This window comes from Kitasatospora sp. NPDC092039 (assembly GCF_044756065.1).
GTDB lineage: Bacteria > Actinomycetota > Actinomycetes > Streptomycetales > Streptomycetaceae > Kitasatospora.
In genome coordinates, this window is the sequence record NZ_JBIVSD010000010.1 from 1 (window position 1) to 25,048 (window position 25,048).

Annotated in this window: 27 protein-coding genes; 8 read left to right on the top strand and 19 right to left on the bottom strand. The window is 73.9% G+C overall.

Annotation, left to right across the window (positions count from 1 at the left end):
• Nucleotides 1-656: 656 nt before the first annotated feature.
• The 4 genes from ACIQI7_RS20255 to ACIQI7_RS20270 form a co-directional block, all read right to left on the bottom strand.
• Nucleotides 657-950, bottom strand: coding sequence for a hypothetical protein (locus ACIQI7_RS20255; RefSeq protein ID WP_401111756.1), 294 nt, complete (start codon nucleotides 948-950; stop codon nucleotides 657-659).
• 251 nt (nucleotides 951-1,201) lie between these two features.
• Entirely contained in the window at nucleotides 1,202-1,930 is a 729-nt protein-coding gene (locus ACIQI7_RS20260) for a helix-turn-helix domain-containing protein (protein ID WP_401111759.1), read from the bottom strand.
• A 10-nt stretch (nucleotides 1,931-1,940) separates the two neighbouring features.
• The gene (locus ACIQI7_RS20265; RefSeq protein WP_401111761.1) at nucleotides 1,941-2,183 is read right to left on the bottom strand and encodes a hypothetical protein; all 243 of its coding nucleotides are present in this window, start codon (nucleotides 2,181-2,183) and stop codon (nucleotides 1,941-1,943) included.
• Nucleotides 2,184-2,790: 607 nt separating this feature from the next.
• Entirely contained in the window at nucleotides 2,791-3,249 is a 459-nt protein-coding gene (locus ACIQI7_RS20270) for a carboxymuconolactone decarboxylase family protein (protein ID WP_401111763.1), read from the bottom strand.
• A 398-nt stretch (nucleotides 3,250-3,647) separates the two neighbouring features.
• Between ACIQI7_RS20270 and ACIQI7_RS20275 the strand changes: the two genes are divergently transcribed.
• Nucleotides 3,648-4,064, top strand: coding sequence for a DUF2690 domain-containing protein (locus tag ACIQI7_RS20275; protein WP_401111766.1), 417 nt, complete (start codon nucleotides 3,648-3,650; stop codon nucleotides 4,062-4,064).
• A gap of 330 nt (nucleotides 4,065-4,394) precedes the next feature.
• Here ACIQI7_RS20275 and ACIQI7_RS20280 read toward each other — a convergent pair whose 3' ends face one another.
• A complete protein-coding gene (locus tag ACIQI7_RS20280) occupies nucleotides 4,395-5,498 on the bottom strand; it encodes an NADH:flavin oxidoreductase/NADH oxidase (RefSeq protein ID WP_401111768.1) in 1,104 nt (367 codons plus the stop codon).
• Nucleotides 5,499-5,658: 160 nt separating this feature from the next.
• On the opposite strand from ACIQI7_RS20280, the gene ACIQI7_RS20285 reads away from it, so the two are divergent.
• On the top strand, nucleotides 5,659-6,093 hold the full coding sequence (locus ACIQI7_RS20285; protein ID WP_401111770.1) for an NUDIX domain-containing protein: 435 nt from the start codon (nucleotides 5,659-5,661) through the stop codon (nucleotides 6,091-6,093).
• Between the two features lie 316 nt (nucleotides 6,094-6,409).
• Here ACIQI7_RS20285 and ACIQI7_RS20290 read toward each other — a convergent pair whose 3' ends face one another.
• The 6 genes from ACIQI7_RS20290 to ACIQI7_RS20315 form a co-directional block, all read right to left on the bottom strand.
• Nucleotides 6,410-7,804 carry an MFS transporter gene (locus tag ACIQI7_RS20290; RefSeq protein WP_387754283.1) on the bottom strand — a complete coding sequence of 465 codons (1,395 nt, stop codon included), beginning with the start codon at nucleotides 7,802-7,804 and terminating at the stop codon, nucleotides 6,410-6,412.
• 417 nt (nucleotides 7,805-8,221) lie between these two features.
• Entirely contained in the window at nucleotides 8,222-8,833 is a 612-nt protein-coding gene (locus ACIQI7_RS20295) for a TetR/AcrR family transcriptional regulator (protein ID WP_401112448.1), read from the bottom strand.
• Nucleotides 8,834-8,850: 17 nt separating this feature from the next.
• On the bottom strand, nucleotides 8,851-9,813 hold the full coding sequence (locus ACIQI7_RS20300) for a quinone oxidoreductase family protein (protein WP_401111773.1): 963 nt from the start codon (nucleotides 9,811-9,813) through the stop codon (nucleotides 8,851-8,853).
• A gap of 121 nt (nucleotides 9,814-9,934) precedes the next feature.
• On the bottom strand, nucleotides 9,935-10,837 hold the full coding sequence (locus ACIQI7_RS20305; RefSeq protein WP_401111776.1) for a MerR family transcriptional regulator: 903 nt from the start codon (nucleotides 10,835-10,837) through the stop codon (nucleotides 9,935-9,937).
• A 177-nt stretch (nucleotides 10,838-11,014) separates the two neighbouring features.
• Complete coding sequence (locus ACIQI7_RS20310; protein ID WP_401111779.1) at nucleotides 11,015-11,530, bottom strand: hypothetical protein; 516 nt, start codon at nucleotides 11,528-11,530, stop codon at nucleotides 11,015-11,017.
• Between the two features lie 153 nt (nucleotides 11,531-11,683).
• Nucleotides 11,684-12,916: a beta-ketoacyl-[acyl-carrier-protein] synthase family protein gene (locus ACIQI7_RS20315; RefSeq protein WP_401111782.1), complete on the bottom strand. Its 1,233-nt coding sequence runs from the start codon at nucleotides 12,914-12,916 to the stop codon at nucleotides 11,684-11,686.
• A gap of 66 nt (nucleotides 12,917-12,982) precedes the next feature.
• Here ACIQI7_RS20315 and ACIQI7_RS20320 point away from each other — a divergent pair, with 66 nt between their 5' ends.
• On the top strand, nucleotides 12,983-13,618 hold the full coding sequence (locus ACIQI7_RS20320) for a TetR/AcrR family transcriptional regulator C-terminal domain-containing protein (protein ID WP_401111784.1): 636 nt from the start codon (nucleotides 12,983-12,985) through the stop codon (nucleotides 13,616-13,618).
• Between the two features lie 203 nt (nucleotides 13,619-13,821).
• Here ACIQI7_RS20320 and ACIQI7_RS20325 read toward each other — a convergent pair whose 3' ends face one another.
• Complete coding sequence (locus ACIQI7_RS20325; RefSeq protein WP_401111786.1) at nucleotides 13,822-14,205, bottom strand: peptidase inhibitor family I36 protein; 384 nt, start codon at nucleotides 14,203-14,205, stop codon at nucleotides 13,822-13,824.
• A 416-nt stretch (nucleotides 14,206-14,621) separates the two neighbouring features.
• Between ACIQI7_RS20325 and ACIQI7_RS20330 the strand changes: the two genes are divergently transcribed.
• On the top strand, nucleotides 14,622-16,280 hold the full coding sequence (locus ACIQI7_RS20330; protein WP_401111789.1) for a serine/threonine-protein kinase: 1,659 nt from the start codon (nucleotides 14,622-14,624) through the stop codon (nucleotides 16,278-16,280).
• Between the two features lie 316 nt (nucleotides 16,281-16,596).
• Here ACIQI7_RS20330 and ACIQI7_RS20335 read toward each other — a convergent pair whose 3' ends face one another.
• The gene (locus ACIQI7_RS20335) at nucleotides 16,597-18,138 is read right to left on the bottom strand and encodes an alpha-N-arabinofuranosidase (RefSeq protein ID WP_401111791.1); all 1,542 of its coding nucleotides are present in this window, start codon (nucleotides 18,136-18,138) and stop codon (nucleotides 16,597-16,599) included.
• Nucleotides 18,139-18,813: 675 nt separating this feature from the next.
• Entirely contained in the window at nucleotides 18,814-19,263 is a 450-nt protein-coding gene (locus ACIQI7_RS20340) for an anthrone oxygenase family protein (RefSeq protein ID WP_401111794.1), read from the bottom strand.
• Between the two features lie 94 nt (nucleotides 19,264-19,357).
• Here ACIQI7_RS20340 and ACIQI7_RS20345 point away from each other — a divergent pair, with 94 nt between their 5' ends.
• The 4 genes from ACIQI7_RS20345 to ACIQI7_RS20360 all read left to right on the top strand — a co-directional run bounded on the left by ACIQI7_RS20345 (nucleotide 19,358) and on the right by ACIQI7_RS20360 (nucleotide 21,658).
• The gene (locus ACIQI7_RS20345; RefSeq protein ID WP_401111796.1) at nucleotides 19,358-19,936 is read left to right on the top strand and encodes a TetR/AcrR family transcriptional regulator; all 579 of its coding nucleotides are present in this window, start codon (nucleotides 19,358-19,360) and stop codon (nucleotides 19,934-19,936) included.
• A 118-nt stretch (nucleotides 19,937-20,054) separates the two neighbouring features.
• Complete coding sequence (locus tag ACIQI7_RS20350) at nucleotides 20,055-20,432, top strand: nuclear transport factor 2 family protein (protein WP_387754307.1); 378 nt, start codon at nucleotides 20,055-20,057, stop codon at nucleotides 20,430-20,432.
• Between the two features lie 399 nt (nucleotides 20,433-20,831).
• Nucleotides 20,832-21,137 carry a hypothetical protein gene (locus ACIQI7_RS20355; RefSeq protein WP_401111800.1) on the top strand — a complete coding sequence of 102 codons (306 nt, stop codon included), beginning with the start codon at nucleotides 20,832-20,834 and terminating at the stop codon, nucleotides 21,135-21,137.
• Nucleotides 21,138-21,199: 62 nt separating this feature from the next.
• On the top strand, nucleotides 21,200-21,658 hold the full coding sequence (locus tag ACIQI7_RS20360; RefSeq protein WP_401111802.1) for a MarR family winged helix-turn-helix transcriptional regulator: 459 nt from the start codon (nucleotides 21,200-21,202) through the stop codon (nucleotides 21,656-21,658).
• A 54-nt stretch (nucleotides 21,659-21,712) separates the two neighbouring features.
• Here ACIQI7_RS20360 and ACIQI7_RS20365 read toward each other — a convergent pair whose 3' ends face one another.
• The 5 genes from ACIQI7_RS20365 to ACIQI7_RS20385 all read right to left on the bottom strand — a co-directional run bounded on the left by ACIQI7_RS20365 (nucleotide 21,713) and on the right by ACIQI7_RS20385 (nucleotide 24,845).
• Nucleotides 21,713-22,135 carry a TipAS antibiotic-recognition domain-containing protein gene (locus tag ACIQI7_RS20365; RefSeq protein WP_401111805.1) on the bottom strand — a complete coding sequence of 141 codons (423 nt, stop codon included), beginning with the start codon at nucleotides 22,133-22,135 and terminating at the stop codon, nucleotides 21,713-21,715.
• Between the two features lie 259 nt (nucleotides 22,136-22,394).
• Nucleotides 22,395-23,096, bottom strand: coding sequence for a bleomycin resistance protein (locus ACIQI7_RS20370; RefSeq protein ID WP_401111808.1), 702 nt, complete (start codon nucleotides 23,094-23,096; stop codon nucleotides 22,395-22,397).
• A gap of 161 nt (nucleotides 23,097-23,257) precedes the next feature.
• Nucleotides 23,258-23,815, bottom strand: coding sequence for a hypothetical protein (locus tag ACIQI7_RS20375; RefSeq protein WP_387754317.1), 558 nt, complete (start codon nucleotides 23,813-23,815; stop codon nucleotides 23,258-23,260).
• Nucleotides 23,816-23,829: 14 nt separating this feature from the next.
• Nucleotides 23,830-24,261, bottom strand: a complete 432-nt coding sequence (locus ACIQI7_RS20380; protein WP_401111812.1) for an ATP-binding protein — start codon at nucleotides 24,259-24,261, stop codon at nucleotides 23,830-23,832.
• A 95-nt stretch (nucleotides 24,262-24,356) separates the two neighbouring features.
• Nucleotides 24,357-24,845, bottom strand: a complete 489-nt coding sequence (locus ACIQI7_RS20385) for an NUDIX domain-containing protein (RefSeq protein WP_401111814.1) — start codon at nucleotides 24,843-24,845, stop codon at nucleotides 24,357-24,359.
• Between the last annotated feature and the right edge of the window lie 203 nt (nucleotides 24,846-25,048).

Below are 25,048 nucleotides of genomic sequence, written 5' to 3' on the forward strand. Positions count from 1 at the left end.
TCGGCCCCTCCGTTTTGGGGGGGGGCGCCCGGGGGGGGGGGGCGGCCCCGCCCCCCGCCCCCCCCCCCCCCGCCGCCCTGGTGTGAGTGCGGAGTGTTGCCGGTGGAGGCCCAACTGCCCGCTGCGGCGCGCGAAGTCGGATCCACCGACTTCCTGCTCCAAGCTCCGCGCGCGCCGCGCACCTCTTGCGCCGGAGGTGTCGTCGGCCCGGCCGGCTTTCTGCTCCGCTGCGCACGGGTGCCGGACATTGGGGGTGCGGCAGTAGCGGCCTGTCGGGTGGTGGTGCGGGAAGTTGGGTGGGGCGGCTTTCTGCTCCGTCTTCGCCCATGGTTGCCGCTGCGGTACGGGAAGTCGGATCCGCCGACTTTCCACTCCAGTCTCCGGGGGAGCGCTGCACGCCTTCGATGGGGTTCTGCCTACTCGGCGTGGGAAGTCGAGCCGGTCGACTTCCCACGCCGCCCTGGTGTGAGTGCGGAGTGTTGTCGGTGGAGGTCCAACTGCCCGCTGCGGCGCGGGAAGTCGGATCCGCCGACTTCGTGCTCCAGCGTGCGTGTGGGCCCCGCGCCTCGTCGCCGGAAGTGTCGGAGCACTTGTCAGGAGTTGTGGGCGATGAGAGCCGTTGAGGCGGCGGCCGCAGTCGACGGGGAGGTGCTCGGTCAGTCGGAGAAGCCGAGGTGCAGGATGGTGGCCCAGTTGTCGGTGACCAACAGCAGGTTGCGGCACCATATGTCGTCGACCAGGTACGGGCCGTTGACGTCACCGGCGCTTCGGACGGGCCCCAGGTGCGCTTCGATGAGGTCGGCGACGCTGTCGGCGAGTTCGCCGGCCCCCCGGATCTCGGCGGGCGTGCGCACGTCGGGGTCCGGGAACCTGTGGGCGGAGTGCATGAACCCGTCGGTCACCTGTCGGCGGAATACGTCCCGCCAGGCCCCCGGCGACTCGAACGGCACGACCGACATTCCTCCGTGCTGTCCACGGGCCCCCGGGTGGCACACGGCCTGAGCGAGATCCTTCAGCCGGTCATGACCGGGTGTCACCCCGGCCACGGGGACCACGTGGAGCAGCTGTACGGACGACACCCCCCAGTTGCAGTCGTCGAGCAGTTCCTCGAGCGGTTCAGCCGCGCCTGACACCGCGTCCGGAGCGTCGAGTGGGTTCGGCATGGGCGTCTGGATCCTCTGTGCGGTTCTGCGCTTCGGCCTCAGTCTTCCACCGCACACCGGGGGGCGTCAGGGAGTGCCGGGGAGGGGCGGTGGTCGAGGGCGTGGCGTAGGCGGTGGATCTCGGCGTGGGCGTCGGCGAGTTGGCGGCGGATGTCGGGGGGCGGTGCGGTGCGGGTGCGGTGCAGGGCGGCGATCCACTCGGCCTCCTCCGCCGGGCCGGCTCCGCAGGCCCGGACGAACTCGACGAGGACGCGCTCGGTGCAGTCCCGTTCGCCCGCCAGCACCCCGTGCAGGGTGCTGCGCGGCAGGTGGCTCACGGCGGCCCGTACCGCGCGGGTCTCCAGTTCGCGCAGGGACGGGCTGCCGGCGCGCAGCCGCAGCCGCCGCATGGCGAGGAGCAGTTCGGAGCGCTCCGTGACGTAGCGCAGGGCCCGGCCCGCGCCGGGTGCGGGTGGTGGGCCCGGCAGCCTCTTGCCGGTGCGCCGCCCGGGCCGGTTGGCGTCGGCGCGCAGCCACAGCCGCTCGGCGGTGCGCACCGAGCCGCCGCAGGCCCGGGTGTAGGCCTCGGTGACCGGCCAGGTCGGCACGGTGCGGCCCTCGTCCGCGCGGGAGAGGGTGGCGAGGGAGACGGGCTGGGTGAACCCGGCGGTCTTGTGCGCCATCTGGCTGTAGGTGAGGCCGGAGCGCTCGCGCAGCCCGCGCAGCCACTGCGCGAGCGTCCGGACCTCCTTGTCCCGCTCAGCCAGGGCGCTGTTCAGGCGCCCCACCGGCGGCCGCCTAGCGGGCCCGGTGGGCGGTGAGCGCCTCGGCCAGGCGGCGGGCCAGCTCCGTGCCGAGCAGTCCGGCGGCGGCCAGGGTGGCGACGGCGGTGCGGGCGGGGGTGCCGGAGGCGGTCAGGGCGCTGGTGAGGAGGAGGACGACGACCACGAGCACGGTGGCCGGGACCGGCACCCCGGTGCCGGGTGCCGTCCGGATCTCGACGCACGCCGCGTGCGCGGCCGGGGTGTACTGCTGTTCCATGCGGTCTCCGCTTCGCTGGGTTGCGGGGGGTTGCCACTCGACCGGGGTCCTCGTGCGCCCGCCCGGCCTTCCAGGGCCGGTCGGGCTGGACGCCCACGTATAGGGTTGCCGTGGGCCACGGCGGCGGTCCACCGCTTTACGGCGCCGTTTCTCGCTTTGTCCCACTCGAAGTTGAGAAACCGTCAGGACGAACCCGCAGCTCGCACCCGCCGCCCGCTCCCACCTGCGGGCCCCGGCGGCCCGCCGCGTCCGACCTCGCGCACCCTTTCGGGCTTGCCACGGGGGCGCGAAAAACGCCAGTCTTGGTGGCTGTCGGCGGGGTGCGTCCCCGCACAAGCCCCGCCCCGGGCCCGGAGCCGGAGGTGCCGGGGCTCGGCGCGGCAATCGGCACGACGACGGGGGCGGCGGGAAGCCGGCCGGGCGCCGGAAGACGCCCACCCCCGTCCGACGAACGCGGTCTCCCCGGCCGTTGCCACTCGACACCATCCAGGGGATCCGGCCTGCCCTGTTCCAGCAGGGCCGGCCAGGGGCGGCCCCGCCGCACCCGGGCCCGCACCACCGGGCCGTCCGTCCGGCCGCCCGGTCAGCCGGCCAGCGGGGCGGGCGGTCAGTCGGCCGACCGGTCCTCGGGCCGGTCCGTCGGCCCGTCCGCCGTGACCGGCAGCAGGCCGCGCTCGCCGAACACCTTCTTGGCGACGAAGGTGGCGTTGAGGGCCTTGGGGAAACCGCAGTAGGCGGCGGAGTGCAGCAGCGCCTCGACGATCTCCTGCGGCGTCAGCCCGACGTTCAGCGAGGCGTTGACGTGGACCTCCAGCTGCGGCTCGCACCCGCCGAGCGCGGTGAGCATGCCCAGGGTGACCAGCTGCCGATCGCGCGGCGGCAGCCCGGGGCGGCTGTAGACCTCCCCGAAGCCCCAGGCCACGATCTGGTGCCCGAGCTCGGGGCTGATGTCCCCCAGGGAGTCCACCACCCGCCGCCCGGCCTCGCCGTCGATGCGGTCGAGCACCTCCAGACCGTGCGTGAAGCGCTCCCGGCGGACCTCGGCCTCGTTCGCGGACCTGCTCATCTGCGCTGCTCCTGTCCCGTCTCCCGGCCGCCGACCACCGGCGGCCCGAACCACGGCAGAACCGTAGGACTTGGAGTGCACTCGAACTCAAGTCCGCCACGCCGCCCCGCCTTCGCAGGAAGATCTGCGGTCCAACCCCCCTGAAATGGCATCACTGCGCCCTGTCCGGGCCGAAGGATTTCCTGTGCCCAAACCACCCGAAGGGGTGGCCCCGCATCAGGACGCCTCCCGCGAGCGGGCGGTGCGCCACGAGCGCCGCACCGGGCGGCGGCTGCCGGCGCCACCCGGCGGGAAGGCCGTGGGGCACGGGTTGCACGGGTTGCACGGGTTGCGCGGCGTGGGTGGTGGGAGTGGCGCGGGCCCGGCACCGGTTCACGAGATCTGAAGGAGGAGTGCGCATGCTCAAGCACGCTCTCGGCGCCGCCGTGGCGGGGCTGGTCCTGGTGTCGCTGCTGCCGGCGGGAGCGGCCCGGGCCGCGGGCTGCAGCGGGTCGGGCTGTACGGGCAAGGACCCGGGCTCCACCGGCTGCAGGTCCAGCGCCCGGACGATCGACAGGGTGACGCCGGCCGGCGGCGGTCCCGAGGTCGAGCTGCAGAACTCCACGGGGTGCAGCGCGGCCTTCGCCCGCATCCAGGCGGCCAACTCCAACTGGCGGTTCAAGATCCAGATCAGGGACGGGGACTCGTACCTCGCGAACGCCTCGCCCGACCGCCAGGCGTACACCGCCATGGTCGGCAACGGGAACGCCTACCGCGCCTGCGTCGAGCAGTACGACGGAGCCGGCGGCACCTGGTCGTGCACCGGCTGGCACTGACCGGTCCCCACCGGCGCCGGCCGGTACTGACCGGCCCTCACCGGCGCCGGCCGGCGCTGACCTCCGGACGGCTTCGCCGCCCAGGCGGTGCGGGCCCTGCGGTGCGGGCCCTGCGGTGCGGACGCGTACCGGCGGGTGCGGACGAGGTCGTGGTGCGCCGGACGATCCCGGTGAGGGCCTGGACGCAGTGGGCCTCGACCGCGATGCGCGGGACGGCCCGGTGGCGGGCGTGGAGCTCGTCGGCGAACGGCCCGACCGGGTGGTCGGGCCGCCCGCAGGGCGGGGAGCCGGCCACCCGGCTCCCCGCCCCCGTACGGGCGCCCGCGGGGGTCAGGCGCGGTGGTACTGGACGGGGGTGGTGACCTCGCCGCCGAGTTCGGCGGCCGCGTGGCGGGCCCAGTAGGGGTCGCGCAGCAGTTCACGGCCGATCAGGACGGCGTCGGCGCGGCCCTCGGCGAGCACGGCCTGGGCCTGGGCGGCGTCGGTGATCAGGCCGACGGCGGCCACCGGCAGGTCGGTCTCGCGGCGCACGGCCTCGGCGAAGGGCACCTGGAAGCCGGGCGCGGCCTCGATCCGGGCGTCGGGCACGACGCCGCCGGTGGAGACGTCGAGCAGGTCGACGCCGTGGGCCTGGAGCTCCTTGGCGAGGCGCACGGTGTCCTCGGAGGTCCACCCCTCGCGGCCGTCCTGCGGGTCCTCGGTGAGCCAGTCGGTCGCGGAGACGCGGAAGAAGACCGGCAGGTCCTCGGGCCACACCGAGCGGACGGCGTCGACGACCTCCAGCGCGAAGCGGACGCGGCCCTCGAAGGAGCCGCCGTAGCCGTCGGTGCGGTGGTTGGACGCGGGGGAGAGGAACTGGTGGACCAGGTAGCCGTGGGCGCCGTGGACCTCGGCGACCTGGAAGCCGGCGTCGAGCGCACGCCGGGCGGCGTCGGCGAACTGCCGCACGATCTCGCCGATCTGCTCCTCGGTCAGCTCGTCGGGCGTGGCGTGGGCGGGGGAGAAGGCCTCGGCGCTGGGGCCGACCGGGGTCCAGCCGTGCTCCTCGTCCGGGGCGACGGGGCGCCCGCGGTCGACCCAGGTCCGCTCGGTGGAGGCCTTGCGGCCGGCGTGGGCGAGCTGGATCGCCGGCACGGTGCCCTGGCTCTTCAGGAAGGAGGTGATCCGGCGGAAGGCCGCGGCCTGCTCGTCGTTCCAGATGCCGAGGTCGTACGGGCTGATGCGCCCCTCGGGGCTGACCGCGGTGGCCTCCGTGATGATCAGCCCGGTGCCGCCGGCGGCGCGGGCCGCGAGGTGGGCGAAGTGCCAGTCGGTCGGGACGCCGGCCGCCTCCCCGTCCGGGGCGGCGCTGTACTGGCACATCGCCGGCATCCAGATCCGGTTGGAGACGGTCAGGGCCCGCAGGGTGAGGGGCGCGAAGAGAGAGGTGCTCATGTCGGTCGGACTCCCGGTGGGGTCGGCTGGCGCCGGGCGAAAGGGTGAGTGAGCATGCAACTTTTGCAGCTGCATTTACATTCACAAACAATAGTTGCGCGCGCAGGCATTCGCAAGGGTGCTCCGTCGGCCCGCCCTCCCACCTGCGACAATCCCTTCCGTGATCGATCCCGCAGCCGCCGGCACCCCGACCACCCCGACCGCCCCCCTCACCGTCGCCGCCGCCGCGATCGTCCGGGACGGCCGGCTCCTGGTCGTCAGCAAGCAGGCCGCCCCCGACGTCTACTACCTCCCCGGCGGCAAGCCCGACCCCGGCGAGGACGCCCTCCGGGCACTGGCCCGCGAACTGGGCGAGGAACTCGGCGTGGCCCCGGTCGACCCCCGCCACCTCACCGACATCCGCGCCACCGCCGCCCTCGAAGACGTGCCCATGCTGATGACCGTCTTCACCGCCGGCCTCGACCGCGAGCCCGCCCCCGCCGCCGAACTCGCCGACCTGCGCTGGACCGACGGCCGCGACGACACCCTGCGCCTGGCCCCCGCCGTCCGCGACCACCTCCTGCCCCTGCTGCGCGAACGCGGCGACCTGGCCTGACGGGGCGGTACTCCGGGGCGGCGGAAAACCCGTCGGCCCCGGCCGCCGAGCCCGAGACACCCGCCCACCGGCACCGTACTGACCGCACCGCCGTCCCGGGCCCCGTGCCACGCCTACGCGGGCTTCGGCTGCGGCAACGGCCGCCCCGTGCCCGTCCTCACGGAGTCGGGAACGTGCGCCGCCGGGGAGCGCCGCGAAGGGCGAACACCCTGCAGCGCGCGGGAGTCGACGCCCCCGCAACGCCGGACGGCGCCGCCCGGGGGAACCGGGCGGCGCCGTCGACACGCGAGGCGAAGCGCCGTACACGAAGCGCCCGTCAGCGCGCCGTCTGCGGGACCCGCTGGGCCGGGACGGCGCCGTGGGTGGCACGCGGGGCGGCGGAGGCGGCCGCCGGGGAGGCGCCGAGGGCGGTGCCCCGGGTCTCCTCGGCCCACATGACGCAGACCAGCAGGCCGAGGGCGGTGGTCCCGGCGGCGATCAGCATGGTCGGGCCGGTGCCGAGCCCGGTCAGCGACAGCGGCAGCAGGTAGGTGCCGACGGCCGCGCCGATCCGGCTGACCGAGGTGGCCACGCCCACGGCGGTGGCCCGGATCTCGGTCGGGAACAGCTCGTTGGGGTACGTCCAGTCGAGCACGTTCGGCCCGCCGCACAGGAAGGCGTACGCGCACAGCGCCAGCAGCGCCACCGCCGCCGGGGCGGTGGGCCACACGCCCAGCAGCGCCAGCGGGACGGTCATCAGCGCGAACGACCAGATGATGACGGGCCGCCGGCCGCGGGTGTCGATCAGACGCAGCGCCGGGTAGCAGCCGAGCAGGAAGACCAGGCTGATCAGACCGGTGCCGAGGGTCTCCATCACGGTGCCGCCCGGCATGCCGAAGGAGGAGAGGATCTGCGGGCCGAAGGTGAGCATCGCGAACAGCGGGCCGACCTGGCACAGGAAGAACAGGCCGCAGAACAGGGTGCGGCGCCGGTAGGGCTGGGTCATCAGCAGGCGCAGTCCGGCGGGGCGGCCGCGCTCGGCCGGATCGGGCATCAGCTCCCGGCCGTCGACCCGGACCCCGAGGTGCTTCTCGACCACGCGCACCGCGTCGCCGACCCGCCCGTTGGCGGCCAGCCAGCGCGGCGACTCCGGCGAGCCGCGCCGGATCACCAGGAACACCACGCACAGCACGGTGGAACTCGCCAGCATCCAGCGCCAGCTGCCCGGGCCGGCCAGCTCCAGGAACAGGTAGCCCACCACGTAGGCGAGCACGGAGCCGGCGTACCAGGCGACGATCTGCTGCCCCAGCAGCCGGCCGCGCTGCTTGGCGGGCAGCCACTCGGCGAGCAGCGAGGTGGCGATGGGGTAGTCGGCGGCCACGGCCATGCCGAGCACGAAGCGCAGCACGGCGATCGCCCACACCGCGTCCACCCAGAAGGAGAGCACCGAGCAGGCGACCATCACGAGCAGGTCGGCGGTGTACATCACCTCCCGGCCGATCCGGTCGGTCAGCACGCCGAAGAGCGCGCCGCCGACGAACATTCCGACCAGGGCGGCGGCGCCGATCAGGCTGACCTCGGCGGTGGACAGCCCCAGGTCGGGACGCATCCCGATCAGGGCGACGCCGACGATGCTCAGGATGTAGCCGTCGAGCAGCGGGCCGCCCGAACAGGCCAGGGCCAGCCTGCGGTGGAACGCGGTATACGGGGCGTTGTCGATGGTCTGGGACATGTGCTGGGGGTCCTCCGGAGCGTACGGCACGCACTGCGCACCGTGCGCCGGGTAGACGGCAGGGAAAGGCGCCGCCCACCTCGGACGGCGCCATCGCCCGGTCACAACGGGCGACCGTCCACGGTTGCCCCGGCCCCGTGGGGGCGCCACCGGGCCGAAGGTCGACCGGATTCACGACCAAGGTCCCGAAGCGGACAGGCCCTTCGCCCGTGGGCGGGCGGCGCCCGCCCAGTCCTGCCGGGGGCGGCCGCCGTCGGCGGCCGGGAGAGCGCGCCGGGCGTGACCCTTGTCACCCGCGGCCCCCAACTGCCCTGGAAATGTGACCCGTTCCACACCCGGCCGGTGCCCGTCCGTACGGGCGCGGGCGCGCTGCGTCACCCGGGGCCGCGCCGCCGCCGGCCCGGCGTCGGCTCTGCGTCAGGGCGCCGGCCGCGCCAGCCCCAGCCGGGCGAGGCCGCAGTCCAGGGCCGCCTCCAGGTGGTCGGCGGAGCCGGTGGTCAGGAGGATCAGCACCCCGCCCTGCACCCCGGCCAGCAGCGCCGCCGCCTCCCGCTCGGCGTCCAGCCCGGGATCGAGCGTCCCCTCGTCCCGCAGGTGGCGGATGCCGGCGGCGAGCCGGCGCTGCCACTGTGCCAGCAGCTCGGCGGCCACCGTCCGGCCCGCGCCGGCGCCCGTGCCGGCGGCCGTGCCCAGCTGGGACAGCGCCACGTGCAGCGGGCAGCTGACGCCCTGCGCGCGGTAGCGGGCGAGGACCTTGTCGCGCCACCGCCACCAGGCCTGCCGGGAGGTGAGCGCGCCCAGCTCGGGCTGCTGGTCCTCCAGCACCCGGGCCGCCTCGAAGCGGGCCACGGCCAGCAGCAGTTCGTCCTTGCCGCCGGGGAAGTAGTGGAACAGCTGGCTCTTGCTGGTGGAGGTGCGCGCCATCACGTCCTCCAGGCGCAGCGCGAACACCCCCTCCTCGCGGATCTCCCGGGCGGCGCCCTCGACGATGCGCTGCCTGGTCGCCGCGCCCTTGCGGGTCGGCGGCAGGTGCTCCCGCGCCGCGCTCACGGCAGCAGCACCAGCTTGCCGGTGGTGCGCCGGGACTCCAGGTCCGCGTGCGCCCGGGCCGCCTCGGCCAGCGGGTAGCGGCCGGTGACGTGCGGGGTGAGCCGGCCCGCCAGGACGAGGTCGAACAGCTCGCCGGTGCGCCGTACCAGTGCCTCGCGGGTGGGGACGTGGTGGTGCACCACCGGGTACGTCAGCAGGATGCTGTTCGGCAGGTCGGTGGGCCGCAGCTCGGGCACGCCCATGAAGGGGCCGTAGTAGGCGTGCACGCCGTGCGGGCGCAGGGACAGCTGGGAGGAGGCGAAGGTGTCGGAGCCGCCGCCGTCGTAGACGACGTCGGCCCCGCGCCCGCCGGTCAGCTCGCGGATCCGGTCCTCGAAGCCGCCGCCGGAGTGGACCAGCACGTGGTCGGCGCCGGCCTCCTTCGCGACGGCGGCCTTCTCCTCGCGGGACACCAGGCCGATCACGTCGCCGCCGCGCGCCTTGACCAGCTGGGTCAGCAGCCGGCCGACCCCGCCCGCCGCCGCGTGCACCACCGCGGTGTCGCCCGGCTTGATCGGGTGGGCCTCGGTGCTCAGGTGGCCGGCGGTCAGGCCCTGCATCAGCAGGCCGCCCGCGACCTCGTCCGGCACCCCGTCGGGCACCCTGACCAGCGAGGCGGCCGGGACGGCGAGCAACTCGGCGTAGCTGCCCGGGTGGTAGAACCAGGCCACCCGGTCGCCGGCCGCGAACCCGTCCACCCCCTCGCCGAGCGCGACGACGTACCCCATGCCCTCGGCGCCCAGGACCGCCGGCGCCGCCCAGCCCGGGCCGCCCACGGCGCGGGCGCCGACGTCCATGTAGTTGACGCCGGCGGCGCCCAGGCGCACCAGCGCCTCGCCGGGGCCGGGGACCGGGTCCGGCAGCTCGGTCCAGCGCATGACCTCGGGGCCGCCGTGCTCCTCGATCCGGATCGCGTGCATGGGTGACACCTTCCTGTGCGGGCCCGTCCGGGCGGGAAAAAGGGGGGAACGGGAAGCACGGTAGGCAGCCGGAAATGGACCCTCAAGTCCAGAAATCCGTACGGCCGGGGGCGGTTGGCCGTCACCCCGGGGCCAGCGGCACGGCGACGTCCGCGACGTGCTCCTGCCCGGCGGCCGTCGGCCGGTCCGGGTAGTACACCTCCCGGTTCGGCCCGCCCCGCCGGTACCCGCGGGCGGCGGCCCAGGCGCCGACCGCGTCGTGGGCGGCGGCCGCCGCGGCGAAACCCCGCCGGGGCAGGGCGGTGTACGCCTCGCGGTGCGCGGGCTCGATGCGCACCCCGAACGGCCCGTGCGGCCCGACGGTGTCCGGGGTGGGGGCGCAGACCTCGACCAGGGCGTCGCAGTCCTCGCCGACCAGGCCGTGGAACACCGCGAACAGCGGCCCGGACAGGCACGCGTCCACCTCCCGCAGCCGGCCGAGCAGCGACTCGCCGGCCTCGGCGAGGAAGCCGGGCAGCGCGGCGGCGTCCACGTGCCGGCGCACGAACAGGACGTACTGCTCGGGCACGTCGCGCTCGGCGATCTCGAACATGGTGGTGCTCCTTGCGGCCAGGACCTCCCGGGCGTAGCCCACCGCCTCCCGGCGGGCCGCGTGCTCGGCCTCCCGCTCCCGCCAGTACGCCAGCAGCTCCCGCTCGCCGGGGCCCTGCTCGCCGGGGCCCTGCTCGCCGGGGCTCTGCTCGTCGGCGCCTTGCTCGCTCGCGCCCTCGCCTTCGCCCTCGTCCGGGTCCCGGTCGGCCGCGTCCAGCACCGCGGCGATCCGCGCCAGCGGCAGCCCGGCGGCGCGCAGCAGCGCGATCCGCCGGGCCCGCTCGACCTGCGCCGGGCCGTAGCGGCGCACCCCGGTGCGCGGGTCGACCCGGGCGGGCGGCAGCAGTCCCCGCTCGCCGTAGAGCCGCAGGGCCTTGAGGCTGAGCCTGCTGCGGGCGGCGAGCTCGCCGATGGTGATCACGTCCTCCTGCACGCCGCCCACTGTGCCCCCTGCCCCTGGGGCAGGGGCAAGCGCCGGGACCACTCCGAAGGAGTAGGACCAGGACCAGGCCCCGAGCCCGACCAGGGCCCGGGTCCGCCCGGCGGGTCGGTCGTCACCCGCCGCGAGGCCACCCCGGTCGGCGGCACCACCGGCCCCGCGGCGCCGCCGTCACCGCCGGCCGCGCCCGCCGGGGTTGGCGGCGAGGCGCCCGAGCATCGCCATCACGGTGATCCGCGCATCCTTGTCGTTCGTCACCGCGCAGTGGGCGTCGACGGCTCGCTCGTGCGGTCCCTCGTCCGGCTCGATCAGCCCCACGCCGATCAGGTCGACGGCGTACTCGCGGCACCGGGAGTAGCCCGCCGCGGCGCTCATCGCTTCGACGTGGTCGATCCCGCCGGGATCCGCGGCGCGCAGCCGCGCCGGGGTGGGCAGCGGGCCCTCCACCTCTTCGACCCAGGCCGAGACGGCCTCCCGGGAGCAGCCCCGCTCCAGCTTCGAAGCGCTCGCCGCGGTGAGCGCCAGGTGGATGACGAGCGACCCGAACCAGGCGGTGACCTCGGCCGGAGGTGTGTCGGTGCCCGTCGGCGGCATCACGGCCCGGTACAGCGCGGCCGCGTCCTCGGCGCGGGCGGCGGCGACGACCGCCTTCACCGCGCTGCCGAGGGCACTCTGATCGATCGTCACGTCGGTGAACCCTTCCCGGAGTCGGCAGCCGTCAACCTACCGCTCCGCAACCGGGGTTGTCGCCTTCGCACGCGGCCGGAGGGCCCCCGGGCCGCAGGTCGGGCCGATCTGCTGCGGAACCGCCGCGACTACGGCAGGATGCGGTACGGATGCCTACGGCCGGGCGGCGGTGACGACGAGTGAGACGTTCTGCCCGCCGAAGCCGAAGGAGTTGCTGAGCACGGCCTCCTGGGGGGCGTCCCGGCGCACGGCGACGACGTCGAGGTCGATGTCGGGCGCGACGCCGGCCGCGGTGAGGTTGCGGGTCGGCGGGATGACGCCGTGCTCCACGCTGAGGACGGCGATGAGCGCCTCGATCGCGCCGGCCGCGCCGAAGAGGTGGCCGAGCGACGCCTTGGGGGCCGTCACCGTGGCGCGGCCGAAGACCTCCCCGATCGCGTGCGCCTCGGCGGTGTCGCCGGCCGGGGTCCCGGTGGCGTGGGCGTTGACGTGGCCGATCCGCCCGGGAGCCAGGCCGGCCTGCGCGAGGGCCTTGCGCATGGCGCGGACCTGGCCGGAGCCGTCCGGAGCGGGGGCCGTGATGTGGTGGGCGTCGGCGGCGATGCCGGCTCCCGCGAGCACCGCGTGGACGTGCGCGCCCCGGCGGGCGGCGTGCTCGGCGCTTTCGAGCACCACCACGGCGGCGCCCTCGCTGAGCACGAACCCGCTGCGGTCCGCGGCGAACGGCCGGGACGCGGAGGCGGGTTCGGCGGTGTACCGCGACAGCGCCTGCGCCTGGGCGAAGCCGGCGACGGTGATCGGGGTGATCGCGGCCTCGGTCCCGCCCGCGATGACCACGTCGGCCTCCCCGGCGCGGATGAGCCGGGCCCCCAGGGCGATCGCCTCGGCGCCGGAGGAGCACGCCGAGACCGGCGTGTAGGACCCGGCCCGCGCGCCGTACTCGATGCTGATCAGCGCCGCCGCCGCGTTGGGCATGAGCATCGGCACCGTGCGCGGCGAGACGCGCCGCCTCCCGGCCGCCTCCAGGGCGTCGTCCTCCTTCAGCAGCGTCCCCACGCCCCCGATGCCCGTGCCGATCGCCGACGCGAGCCGGTCCGGGTCCACCCGCGGGGCACCGGCGTCCGCCCAGGCCTCGGCCGCCGCGACGAGGGCCGCCTGCTGCGAGCGGTCGAGCCGCCTGGCCCGCACCGGCGGCAGCGACCCGGCGGGGTCGACCGCCATCGTCCCGGCGGCGGTGTCGGGCAGGCCGGCGTCCTGGTGGCCGCGCAGGGCGCCGCCGCGGATGCCCGACTCGCCTGCGAGCAGGGCCTTCCAGGTCGACTCCACGTCTCCGCCCAGTGGTGTGGTCGCGCCGAGTCCGGTCACGACGACCTCGGTCCGGTGCATGCCCCTCCGCCTTTCTTGTATGCCATACAAGTGAACGGGCCTAGTTGTATCACATACAATTCGGGGGTGGAGAAGAAGCGAACCGAAGCCCGGTCGGCACCGGCCCGGGTGACCGGCGTGTCCTCGCGTGACCGCGGTCGCGCGACGAGGCGCCAGCTGATCGAGGCGACCGCACGGCTCTGCGAGGAGCGGCCCGGCGCGGAGATCAGCGTCGCGGAGATCGCGAACGCGGCGGGCGTCTTCCCCAACCAGGTCACCTACTACTTCGGCTCCAAGGACTCGCTGCTCGTGCACGCCGCCTTCCTCGGCCTGCTGCACGACGCCCGGCGGATCGAGCGCCTCGGCCGCCAAGCCCCCGACGCGGCGGCGTTCCGGCGCAACATCGCCCGCGCCGTCCTCGCCATGCCCTCGCTCCCCTCGGTCGCACGGGCACTCGCGGCCGGGATCTCCAAGCCCGACCTCGCCCCCGTCGTCGACCGGCACCTGCAGCTGCTGTTCCGGCAGTCCGAGCGCTTCGTGGGCCAGCTCCTCGACGCCCGCGGCTGGCAGGCCCGCCGCCCGCTCGACGTGGAGACCAGGACGTTCTGGAGCACCGCGCTCGGTGCGGTGCTGCTCGTCCGCGCGGGGGCGAACGGCACCGTCGCCGACCTCGACCTCGCCGGAGCGCTGACCGTCCACGACGAGTCCGGGCACGGCGACTGAACCCGGCCGCCCGTGCTGTGCGGGCTGTGCGTGCTGCTGTCCGTGCTGCTGCTGTCCGTGCTGTCCGTGCTCTCCGGCGGGCAGGCGCTCGACGGCCGGGACGTACGCCGGCTTCCGACGGACCGCCGGCATCAAGCCGCAGGCCCCGGACCGCGTACGGTCCGGGGCCTGCGGCGCGCACCCCCGAGGGGGCCGCGCGGCCTTCAGGAGGGGCAGCCCCCGGGCCGTACGGAGCTGATCTGGTCGTTCAGGCTGTACTGCGTCACATCGCCCGTGTAGTCGGCGGCGACCGGAAGGCACCGGCCGCCGAAGTCGACGTTGGTGTACACCGACCAGACGCGGCCGGTGCGGTTGCGCAGCGACGACGTGATGTTGTCGAAGTCCAGCGAGCCCAGCGAGGCGCGCTGCCCGCCCAGCCCCACCACGCGGCCCTGCCCGCCGACGTCCTGGAACAGGCAGAAGTTGCCGCTCGCGCACCGGTCGTAGCCGCTCTGCGCGGGCGCCGCGGCCGCCGTCGGGGCCGGCGCGGTGAGAGCGAGCCCCGCGGCCATCGACAGGCAGGCGGCCGTCGTGTGGAACTTCGCCATGTCTTCCTCCTGATGCGGTCGGGTGCCGAGCGCGGTGCGCCGGTGACGCGCCTGCGACGGCCTGCCGGGTACGCCGGTCCGGACGGTGGGGCGCTGCCTCCCGGCTCGCCTGCGACTGTGGCAGAGACGGCGGGCCGGGCGGCGGACATGTCCGCCGATGTCACCCGCGAGGGGCATGTGCCCGGCATTCCTCACATGAGTGGTGAACACGGCGCCCGACCGGGCCTCAGGCGCCGGCGGCGCGCCGGGTCGTACCGCCGGGGCGCTCCGCCCGGCTCCGTTAGCGGCGGTCCCGTGACGGCCCGACGGCGATTTCGTGACCTTGATCCCGCCCGCGGCCGCGTCCGGGACCGATACCGTCAGCTCAGGGCGGGTGAGGCGCGGACGTCGCGCCGGGCGTGGAGGGGAACGAGCGCATGGAGCGGCTGGCAGCGGACGATCCGCGACAGGTGGGCGAGTACCGGTTGCTGCGGCAGCTCGGCGCGGGCGGGATGGGCCGGGTCTACCTGGGGCGCACCACGGGCGGACGGACCGTGGCCGTCAAGGTGGTCCGCCCCGACCTGGCCGGGGACGGCGCCTTCCGGGCCCGGTTCCGCCTGGAGGTCGAGGCGGCCAGACGGGTCGGCGGCGCCTGGACGGCACCGGTCCTGGACGCGGACACCGAGGGCGGGCGCCCCTGGGTGGCCACCGGCTACATCGCCGGGCCCGCACTCACCTCCGCCGTGGGGGAGTTCGGGCCGCTGCCCGAGCCCGCCGTGCGGACCCTGGGCGTCGGCCTGGCCGAGGCACTCGCCCACGTGCACGGCCTCGGACTGGTGCACCGGGACGTCAAACCGTCCAACGTGCTGCTGACCCTGGACGGGCCGCGGCTCATCGACTTCGGCATCGCCCGCGCCCTGGACGCCACCACCATGCTCACCCAGTCCGGCCAGGTGTTCGGCTCGCCCGGCTTCATGTCCCCGGAACAGGCGAACGGGCTGCCCGCCGGGCCGGCCAGCGACGTCTTCTCGCTCGGCGCGGTGCTCGCCTACGCGGCGACGGGCACCAGGCCGTTCGGCTCCGGGGTCAGCGTGCCCGTCCTGCTCTACCGGGTCCTGCACGAGGAACCCGACCTCTCCGGACTGGACGGCCCGCTGCGCGCCGTCGTCCGGGACTGCCTGGCCAAGGACCCGGCCGCCCGCCCGACACCCGGACAGCTGCGGGAACGGCTGGACGGCGACGGCGCGGCCGCCGCCCGGCTGGGGCACGGGGACTGGCTGCCGGCGCCGCTGGCGGCGGCGGTCGGGCGCAGCGCCGTGCAACTGCTCGACCTGGAGGGGGAGCGGGAGGCGGGGCCGGCTCCGGAGCCGACGGCTGCCGGTGCGCCCGGGTTCGGGCCGCCGGCCCCGCTCACCGCCCCGGCCCCGCCGGCCACCCCGCTCACCGCCCCGGCCACCGTGCCGCACCCACCGCGGACCCGCGGCCGGCGGGGGTACGGCGTGCTGGCGGCCGTACTGGTCGGCGTGCTGCTGCTCGGCGGCGGATACCTGCTGGTCGAGCGGCTGCGGGACGAGGACCAGCGGGCCACCGGGTCGAGCTCCGGGCAGAACGCCCCGGCCGGGGGCAGGACGGCGCCGCCCTCCGCCCCGGCCTCGAAGAACAGCGAGCCGACCGACGACGGCTCCGACCCGGCCGAGGACAGCCCCGCGCCCGGCGCGTCCCCCACCGAACCGGGCCCGGGCACCATCCCCGCGAAGTTCCTCGGGACCTGGACCGGCGAGCGCAAGGCCGTCAACGGGGACGTCACCACCGTCACCCTCACCATCGCCCAGTCGGCGCCGAGCCAGGCGAAGAGCAGGATCCGCGTCGAGACGCCGACGGCCGGCGCCTGGTGCGAAGGCGCGTGGACGCTCAGCGACGCCGACGAGAGCCGGGTCACCTACGCGTCCAAGACGACCGGCTACTCGCCCGGCGGGCGGTGCATCGACGACGGGGAGACCTACCGCAAGATCATGATGCTGCCGGACGGCGCACTGCGCTACTACATGGACCTGCTCAAGAAGGACGAGTTCATGGTGCTGCGGAAGAAGAACTGACCAGCCGTCCGTCCGGGCTCCCTTCCCAGGCGCCCGCGGGCCGCCCGGTACACCACCCGGGCGCCCCGTGCCGGCCTCCCGCACCGCGCACCCCGGGGACCTCGGCGAAGCCGAACCCCCACCAGGACGCCGGCAATCAGCCCCACCCATCCCCGGGGTTGCGCAGGAAGTCGGCGGGGTCGACTTCCTGCGCCTGGGTGGCCGGCCCGCGGCCACCGCCTCGTCGTCAGTCCACACACCTGACGATGATCAGCAGTGGCCGCAGCCGTCTCCCCGCCACCCCCACACCAGCAGGATCACAGCTCCGGCAGGAGTGCTAGGCGAGCCGGATCACGTTCCAGGACAGCGGTTCGAGGACGGCACTGAGGGCGCCGTCGCCCAGGGTGGTGCCGGAGACCTGGTGCGGGGTCACGCGGTCCGGGCCGGTGAGGGTGTTGCGTGCGTCGGGGTCGGCGTCCGCGACGGCGCTGTGCTCGACGACCGACGTCAACCCGAGGCCGTTCAGGGTGACGTGCAGGGGAAGGGACCGCGTGCGGCTGCGGTTGACGGCGAAGACGGTGACCGAGCCGTCCTCGGCGCGCACGGCGGTGGCGTGCAGCAGGTCGACCTCGCCGTGCTTCTGCGTCTCGTACGTCGGCGAGTCCACCCGCACGTCGAGGACCTGCCCGCGGCCGTACCGCGATGCCTGCGCGAAGGGGAAGAACGTCGTCTGCCGCCAGGCCGGGCCGCCCGGCTCGGTCATGATCGGCGCGATGGCGTTGACGAGCTGGGCCAAGCACGCGACGCGCACCCGGTCCGCGTGGCGCAGCAGTGCGATCAGCAGCGAGCCGACGACGACGGCGTCCAGGACGCTGTAGCTGTTCTCCAGCAGTCGGGGTGCCTGCGGCCAGTCCTGCGGGTCGGAGTTCTCCGCCCCGGTCAAGTCCAAGCCGTAGCAGACGTTCCATTCGTCGAAGGACAGGTTGATCCTCTTCCTCGACTTGAGCCTGGCGCCTATGTGGTCGCAGGTGGCGACGACGTCGTCGATGACGGATTCCATGTCGACGGCGGAGGCGAGGAAGGAGTCGAGGTCGCCGTCGTGGGGTTCGTAGTAGGCGTGCAGGGAGATGTAGTCGACGAGGTCGTAGGTCTCCTGCAGCACCGTCGCCTCCCACTCGGCGAAGGTGGGCAGCCACTGGGCGGAGGAGCCGCAGGCGACCAGTTCCACGGACGGGTCGATCTGGCGCATGGCGCGCGCAGTCTCGGCGGCGATGCGACCGTATTCCGCGGCGGTCTTGTGGCCGGTCTGCCAGTGGCCGTCCATCTCGTTGCCCAGGCACCACAGCCGGATGCCGAAGGGGTCCTTGTCGCCGTGCGCGCGGCGCAGGTCCGACAGGGCGGTGCCCTGCGGGTGGTTGGCGTACTCCTGGAGTTCCAGGGCCTCGGCGACGCCGCGCGTGCCGAGGTTGATCGCCATCATGGGCTCGGCCTGGGGGCCGATCTTCTTCAGGAAGGCGATGTACTCGGACAGGCCGAAGCGGTTGGTCTCGGTCGACCGCCAGGCGAGGTCGAGGCGGTGGGGGCGGTCCTCGACCGGTCCGACGGAGTCCTCCCACTTGTGGCCGGAGACGTAGTTGCCGCCGGGGTAGCGGATCGTGGTGACGCCGAGCTCGCGGATCAGTTCCAGTACGTCCGTGCGGATGCCCGCCTCATCGGCCGCGGGGTGGTCCGGCTCGAAGATTCCGGTGTAGACGCAGCGGCCCAGGTGTTCGACGAAGGAGCCGAAGAGGCGGGGGTCGACCTCGCCGACGGTGAAGGAGGGGTCGAGCGTGAACCGGGCCGGACGGGTGGGGACAGCATTGGCGGTACCGGGGCTCATGGAGGTCCTTTCCGCAGAGGTGAACGAGCGTGGCCAGCCGTTGCACGTCGTTGTGCCCCATGCTGTTCAGCGTACGGACCGCCACGGACGTGGACCCGCCGGATTCTGAAACCCGTAGGTCGAGTTCACGCGGCGCAGCGATGTCGTAGAGAGGCGGCCCCCTCTCCGCCGGCCTGGGCTGGACGTCCCGCTTCGGCGGAACCCGCAGCGGTTCACCTACCGACTGCGCCGGCGCCTCTGCCGACGACGCCACCATGCCCGGGCCGGCCGCAGCCCTCACCACCAAGCCACCCTCCAGCCACGAAGATCACGACTCCGGCTGGCATCCGCAGACGCTCCAGCCCGCTCCCGGCCTCCTCCGACATCCCCGACAACTCGGCAAGTTCGGCTTCCAGCGCCTGGCCCCGGACCAGGGCAGCCGCCTCACGCGCCTCCAACTCCTCGAACAGCGGACCCATCAACCGCCCTCCTCGACCTCCACGGTCGGGACGAGCGGCCTCCCGCCCAGGCCGATCAGCGTCTTCCCAGTTCAGCCTTCACCTCGAAGGAACCGCACCCGGCCGACTTCCTGTGCGGGGAAGTCGGCCTCGGGGCGGGCTGGTGTGGCGCGGCTCGGCGCGGGCTGCCGCGTAGGAAGTCGGCGGGGCCGACTTCCGGGACGGGGCTGGGCGTCGCCTACGCGGTGAGGGCGGTGACCAGCAGGGTGAAGGCGGCGATGATGACGGCGACGCGGACGTAGTGGAGGCGGTCCCAGCGGTTCTGCTGCTGCTTCCAGTCGGCGGGCCGGTTCTCGGGGGTCCACGTCTTGCCCCGGTTGTTGATCGGGACGAGCAGCAGGACCGACATGACGACGCTGAGGGCCAGCAGTGCGCCGGAGGTGATGACGAGGCCGGTGTCGTGGTGCTGCCGTCCGGCGACGGCCCAGGCCGCGACGAGGACGAGCGAGGTGATGTACCAGACCGGCATCACGGCGCCGAGCATCCGCCCCCCGTGGGCGCGGCCGCGGATGGCGCTGTCCTCCGGGAGGGCGTTGAGGATCGGGTTGATGACGAAGGCGACGGAGAACTCCACCCCCACCATCACGCCGACGACCACGGTGGTGAGGACCTGGAGTGCGTTGAGCATGGTGGGCCCGCTCCTGAAATCTAGCGTTGACAGCTGACGTGTCGACGCTAGACCTTCTGATGCTCGATTGTCTAGCGGTGCTAGGATCCGAGTCATGTCGGTACAGGAACGCAAGGAACGCGAACGGGCGGACCGCGAACGCCTCATCGTGGCGACGGCCCGCGAACTCGCCGAGCGGCAGGGCTGGGACGCCGTCACCACCCGCCGGCTCGCCGAGCGCATCGAGTACAGCCAGCCCGTCCTCTACAGCCACTTCCGCGGCAAGCGCGAGATCATCGGCGCCGTCGCCCTCGAAGGCGCCGCCGAGCTGGCCGCGGCGGTGCGGGCGGCGGCCTCCGCCGCCGACGGTCCGCGCGCCCGGGTCACCGCCCTCGCCCGCGCCTACCTCGACTTCGCCGCACGCAACCCGGCGGTCTACGACGCCATGTTCCAGCTCGACGGCGGACTGGCGTTCGCGCAGGAGGACACGCCGGAGCCGCTGAAGGACGCCTTCGCCGCCCTGCTGGAGAGCCTCGGAGAGGTCGCGGGGGACGGCGTCCACCCGGCGCTGTTCACCGAGGTGTTCTGGGCGGCCCTGCACGGCCTGGCGACCCTGACCAGGGCGGGACGGCTGCCGCCGGAGGAGGCCGAGCGCAGGACGGAGCTGATGGTGGGCCGGCTCGCCGTGGTCTGACGCACCGTCCCGGCGGGGCACGCAGCCGGGGTCCGCGGGCGCCGCGGCTGCGTCGGGCGGGCCGGGGCCGAACGGCTCGTGGGGACGGGTGCACGCGAACGGCTGGTATTACTGGGGCATGCAGGAAGAGACCGCACGCTCCGCGATCGACACGTTCATCTCCGCGTTCAACGCCTCGGACGACAGCTATGTGACCGCCCTGCTCTCCCAGGCCCTGACCTCGGACGTGGTCTTCTGGGGGCCGTTGGGCCGCAGCGAGGGAATCGCGGCGGTCGAGCGGTTCGTGCTGGACATCCGGCACCACCCGGCGGGGCCCGGCACGATGGTGCGCTGCTCGGCGGTGGACATGCCCGACGAATGGGCCCGCTACCAGTGGGTCTTCACCACGCCCGACGGCGGCCCCCGCCTGGCGGGCACGGACGTCGTCCATCTGCGGCGGAGCCTCATCGACCAGTTCATCGTCTTCGCGGGGGAGATCGGGCCGTCCGCCTCCTGAGCGCGTTTCCTGCGCTGGGCGGCGAGTCGTCGGGACGACGGGAAGCAGTGCCGTGCGGGCGCGGGCGGCGGTGCAGTGCCCGGGACCGCGCGGGGGTGACCGCGGTGGGGTGGGGGGAGCCGGCCACCGGGTGCGGAGGCGGTCGACGCCCCCCGGGCGGCCGCCGGCGGCCGGTTCGGCTTCCCCGCCGGGCCCGGCAGCAGCCTGCGGTGGTCCGGGGGCGTGAGAAGTCGGCGGGGTCGACTTCCTGTGCGCGGTGGTCGGGGCCGGACCGGATCCCCGGTCGGTGGCCGAGGCGGTGAGGAGCGACGCGGAGAGGTCCGGTGACTTCCGCTCCTCGAAGCCCCTCCGGTGCTCCAGCTGTAGATCTTGATGTCGTCAGGCCTCAGGATGGTGCTCATGACCGGTGATCCCTTGCAGGTGTCCCTCGATGAGCTGCGCAGGTCCTTCGACGTGCTGATCCGTCACGTCGAAGGCGCCACGGCCGGCGATGCCGTCGCCCTGGACAAGGACTACTTCTGGTCGATCCCGTCCGACGAGCTGTACGACGTCGCGAAGGCGCCAGGCAACCCGACGATCGGGCAGCTCTCCGAGTCCTGGCAGCACCTGCAGGATCTGCTTGCCGACGAGGATCGTGCTCTGGGATACCACCTGGTGTGGTTCGCTGACGTCCTGCGGGCGATAGGCCAGGACCTCGCCGCATAGTCGCCCAGCGGCACCGCCGCAGCCTTGACCTCAAGCGCACTTGAGGTCCTAGCCTGGCGATCATGACGACCACAAGCACCCCGAACGGCACCCCCACGCTCGGCCATCGCCCCATCGCCCTGGCCGCCTGGAGTGCCACCGAGGCGATCCTGCGGCACTCGCAAGCCGCCCTGGCACGCATCGACGTCACCCAGCCCCAGTGGTGGGCGCTGAACAACGTCGTCCGCGCCGAGCACGGCCTCACCAGGGAGGAGCTCCGCGCCGTGGCCGTGCCCTACGGCATGGGTGCCGAGGTGATAGTCCACGCCGCCGACGCGCTGGTCCACCGGGGCTGGCTCGGCCTCGGCGCGGACGGCCTGCTGACCCTCACGGAACAGGGCCGCGAGGGCCTGGCAACGGCGAAGGAACACATGGACCGGGTGCGTGCGGAACTCCTCGGGGACATCACGGAGGAGGAGTACGCGACCGCGGTCTCCGTGCTCCAGCGCGTCACCGACAACCTCGCCCCGGGGCGGCCCTGAAGCCCGGCCACCTCGTCTCACGGCCGCCCGCGCGTCCGGGCCCGGGGCGTCCGGCTACGCCGGGGCCCCGGCCCCGGCGCTGGGGGCGAACCCGCTTCCCTGCTCGGCGAACACCCTGATCGCGGCGCCCAGGAACTCCACCATCTTGGGGTGGTAGGAATCGTGGAACGCCCTCATGGCCTCGTCCTCGGCGTAGAAGAGCGACATGCCGACGTAGGCCTCCCTGGAGGGGGTGTAGAACCGGCTGACGATGTCGAAGTGCCTGCGGACGAGCTCCTGGACCTGCTCGTCCCCGGGCAGGGAGCCGCCGTCCAGGAAAGGCGTGATCTCCCGGTACAGGACGTCCCAGTCCTGGTGGACCCGCTCCCTGTCCACATGCGCCCAGTTGTCGGTCCCGGCGAGGCTCTTCGCCTGCTCCTGGGCCAACGCTCGGCGGCACTCGTCCTCGTAACTGCTCTCCACGGCACCGGTTCCCATCGTTCGTCACCTCCGGGGCGGATCCCCGAGAGGCTGCCGACATGTCGACATCGACCGGCCGTCGATGATCAACTGCCGGTCCAGGCCGAACGGTGGCACACGGCCACCGGGTCGGCAAACCATTTCCCGGACCCTCCGCTGCCCGTTCCGGTCGGCCGGCGGCGGAGGGACGCCGTCCCCACGCGCTCTGACGGGCAGCGAGGCGACCGTGCTGCCCGCAGTCCTCGACGAGGGGCTGTGACCAGCGCTTTCCCGGTGCTCAGCCCAGCAGCTGCGCGAGCCGGTCGAGGTCGTCGCGTACGGACTCCTGTTCCTCCGCGGTGAGGCGGACTGCGGTGGCCGCGGCGAGCGCGGACATCGCGGCTTCCTCGTCGCCGAGCCGAGTGGCAACGTCGGCACGCAGCACGAGAAGGCGAAGCAGCTGCACGGACGTGGGCCTCTCGTCCCGTAGGCGCAGTGCCCGGTCGATGATCTTCGCGGCGCCCGTCAGGTCCTCCTTGGAGTCGGCGAGGAGGGAAGCGTGGTGCACGGCCCGGGCGAAGGTCTCCTTGGGGGCGGGGCGGTGGTGCTGGTCGTCGCTCACCTGCTGCCCGAAGCGGATGCAGTTGCCGCCCGGATCGGTCATGAGGAACTGCCGCACACCGTGGGACGTGTCCTTCAGCGGCCCGATCCGCGGCAGCCCGCGGCTCGGTACCCGCCCGTACGCCGCCTTCAGCCGGGTACGGAAGGTCTCGTGCAGCCCGTCGACGTCATCGGTCCGGACGATGCAGGTACTGAACGACTCGGCCGGCTCGTAGTGCTTCATCCCGAAGAAGTGGAGCTGTATGCCGCCGCGCTGGACGGCTGCGTACGGATTGGGGCTCTTCTGCTGGAAGGTCACCTCGAACCCGAGGGTCGTATAGAAGTCGAGAACGGGCTGGATGGTCCGACAGGGCATGATCGGAATCGTCGTCTCGCTCATGCTGATCACTCTAGTCAAAGGCGGCCGGAGGACGGGGAACTGAGGGAGCGTCAGCAATGCGCTTACGGGCCCTCGGCGGCGTACGCCGGCGCCAGCAGCCCCCGGCCTGCTGGCGGGTGGCGTGGGAAGTCGGCGGGGCCGACTTCCTGTGCGGCGGGAATTCAGTCGTGGGTGGCTTCCCGGGCGCGGGTGCGGCAGTGGGTGAGGGCGTTCTTGAGGCGGGGGTCGGGGTTGGTGGCGGTGAGGAGTTCGCCGGCGGTGGTGAGGGTGGTCCAGTAGGTGGCGGGGTCGCCGGTGCGGGGGAGGGGGTGGGCGGCGGCGAGGGAGAGGTAGGCGGCGGTGAGGTTGCCGGTGGTGAACCAGCGGCTGAGGCCGTGCTGGTGGCCGGGGCGGATGCCGCCCATGGCGTCGACGGCGGTGAGGAACAGGTTGACGACGGCGAACTCGGTTTCGGTGAGGGGGGCGGGGATGTCGAAGACGCCGAGGGCTTCGAGGAGTTCGCCGGTGTCGTGTTCGGAGCCGGGGCGGGGGTTGGCGAGGAGGGCGTCGTAGCACTCGTCGAGGCGGCGGGTGGTCTCGGCGAGGGGGATGGCCAGGGCGAGGCAGACGGCTCGGGCGCAGGGGAGGGGCTGGTGGCCGAGGCGGGCGATGAGGGCGTAGGTGGTGGCGGGGGTGGCGCCGCGCGAGAGGGTGTGGCGGGCGAGAGTGGTGAGGTGCATGGGGGTCCGGGCTTTCAGGCGGTGGTGACGAGGGTGGGGGAGACGAGGGCCCAGACAAGTTTGCCGGTGCCGCCGGGGCCGGCGGCGCAACCCCAGCGGTAGGCGAGTTCGTTGACGAGGAACAGGCCTCGGCCGTGCTCGGCGTCGGGGCCGGGGGAGTTGACGGTGGGGCGCCCGGTGCCGGCGTCGTGGACTTCGAGGCGCAGCAGGTGGTCGGGGGTGAGGGTGAAGCGGACCTCGATGTGCTGGTCGGTGGGGGCGTCGGAGTGCTGGACGGCGTTGGCGAAGAGTTCGCCGAGGAGCAGTTCGGCGGTGTCGCGGTAGCGGTCGCCGGAGGGGAGACCGGAGAGGTAGGCACGGAGGAGGTAGCGGGCCAGGGGCGTGGACTCGGTGCGGGAGTCGAGGCGCGCGACGAACGTGCGGTGGCGGCGGCGGGTTGTGAGCATGGGGGAGCACCTCGGGGGGCGTGTTGCTGGAGGAGGGGCCGGACCGTACCGGTGGAGGTCCGGCCCTGGGGCGTTGCCGTGGGGTCGGGGGGTGATCAGCCGACCGGGACGGGGACGCCCTGGATGAGGAGGGGGATGCCGTCGCCGTGTTCCCAGGCGTCCCAGGCGTCTTCGACGCGGCGGCACTGGTCGTCGGCCATGACGTCGGGGAGCTGGTGACGGGGGACCCAGCGGAGGGCGCGGAGTTCTTCCGGGGGCTGGTGGTGGCGGACGGCCTCAATCTGTCGGGGTGTGAGCAGCCCGCCCGCGTAGACCAGGTTGAGGCCCTCCGGGAACTCGGCGGCGGGCACGTAGTCGATGGTGAGGATGGTGCGCAGGGGCAGGACGAGGCCGGTCTCGGCTTCGAGGTGCCGGCGGGCCGCGAGGTGGGGCAGTTCGTCCTGCTCGGCGCTGCCGCCGGGGAGGGTGAGGCCGCTCCGGTAGGCGGGATCGACGAGGAGGACGGAGAGGTCGTCGGACCCTCCGGGGTCCTCGCGCAGGGCGAGGATCTGCTGCCCCGACCGGCGGGCCGGGGGCTTGCTCATGATGCGGGTCCTGCTCAACTCTGCTCCAGACAAGGGGAATTGATAGAGGGAGGCAACGGCCGCCCGCCGGTAGAGCCACGGGCCTCTGGTTCTCACGCGTGAGGCATGGAGCTCCCGAGGGTTGCTCTGTGCGTCTGGCAAATCACCAGCTGTAGCCATATTGGCGCCTCGCCGCTACGATCGGAACTCGATCTGAATCTTGA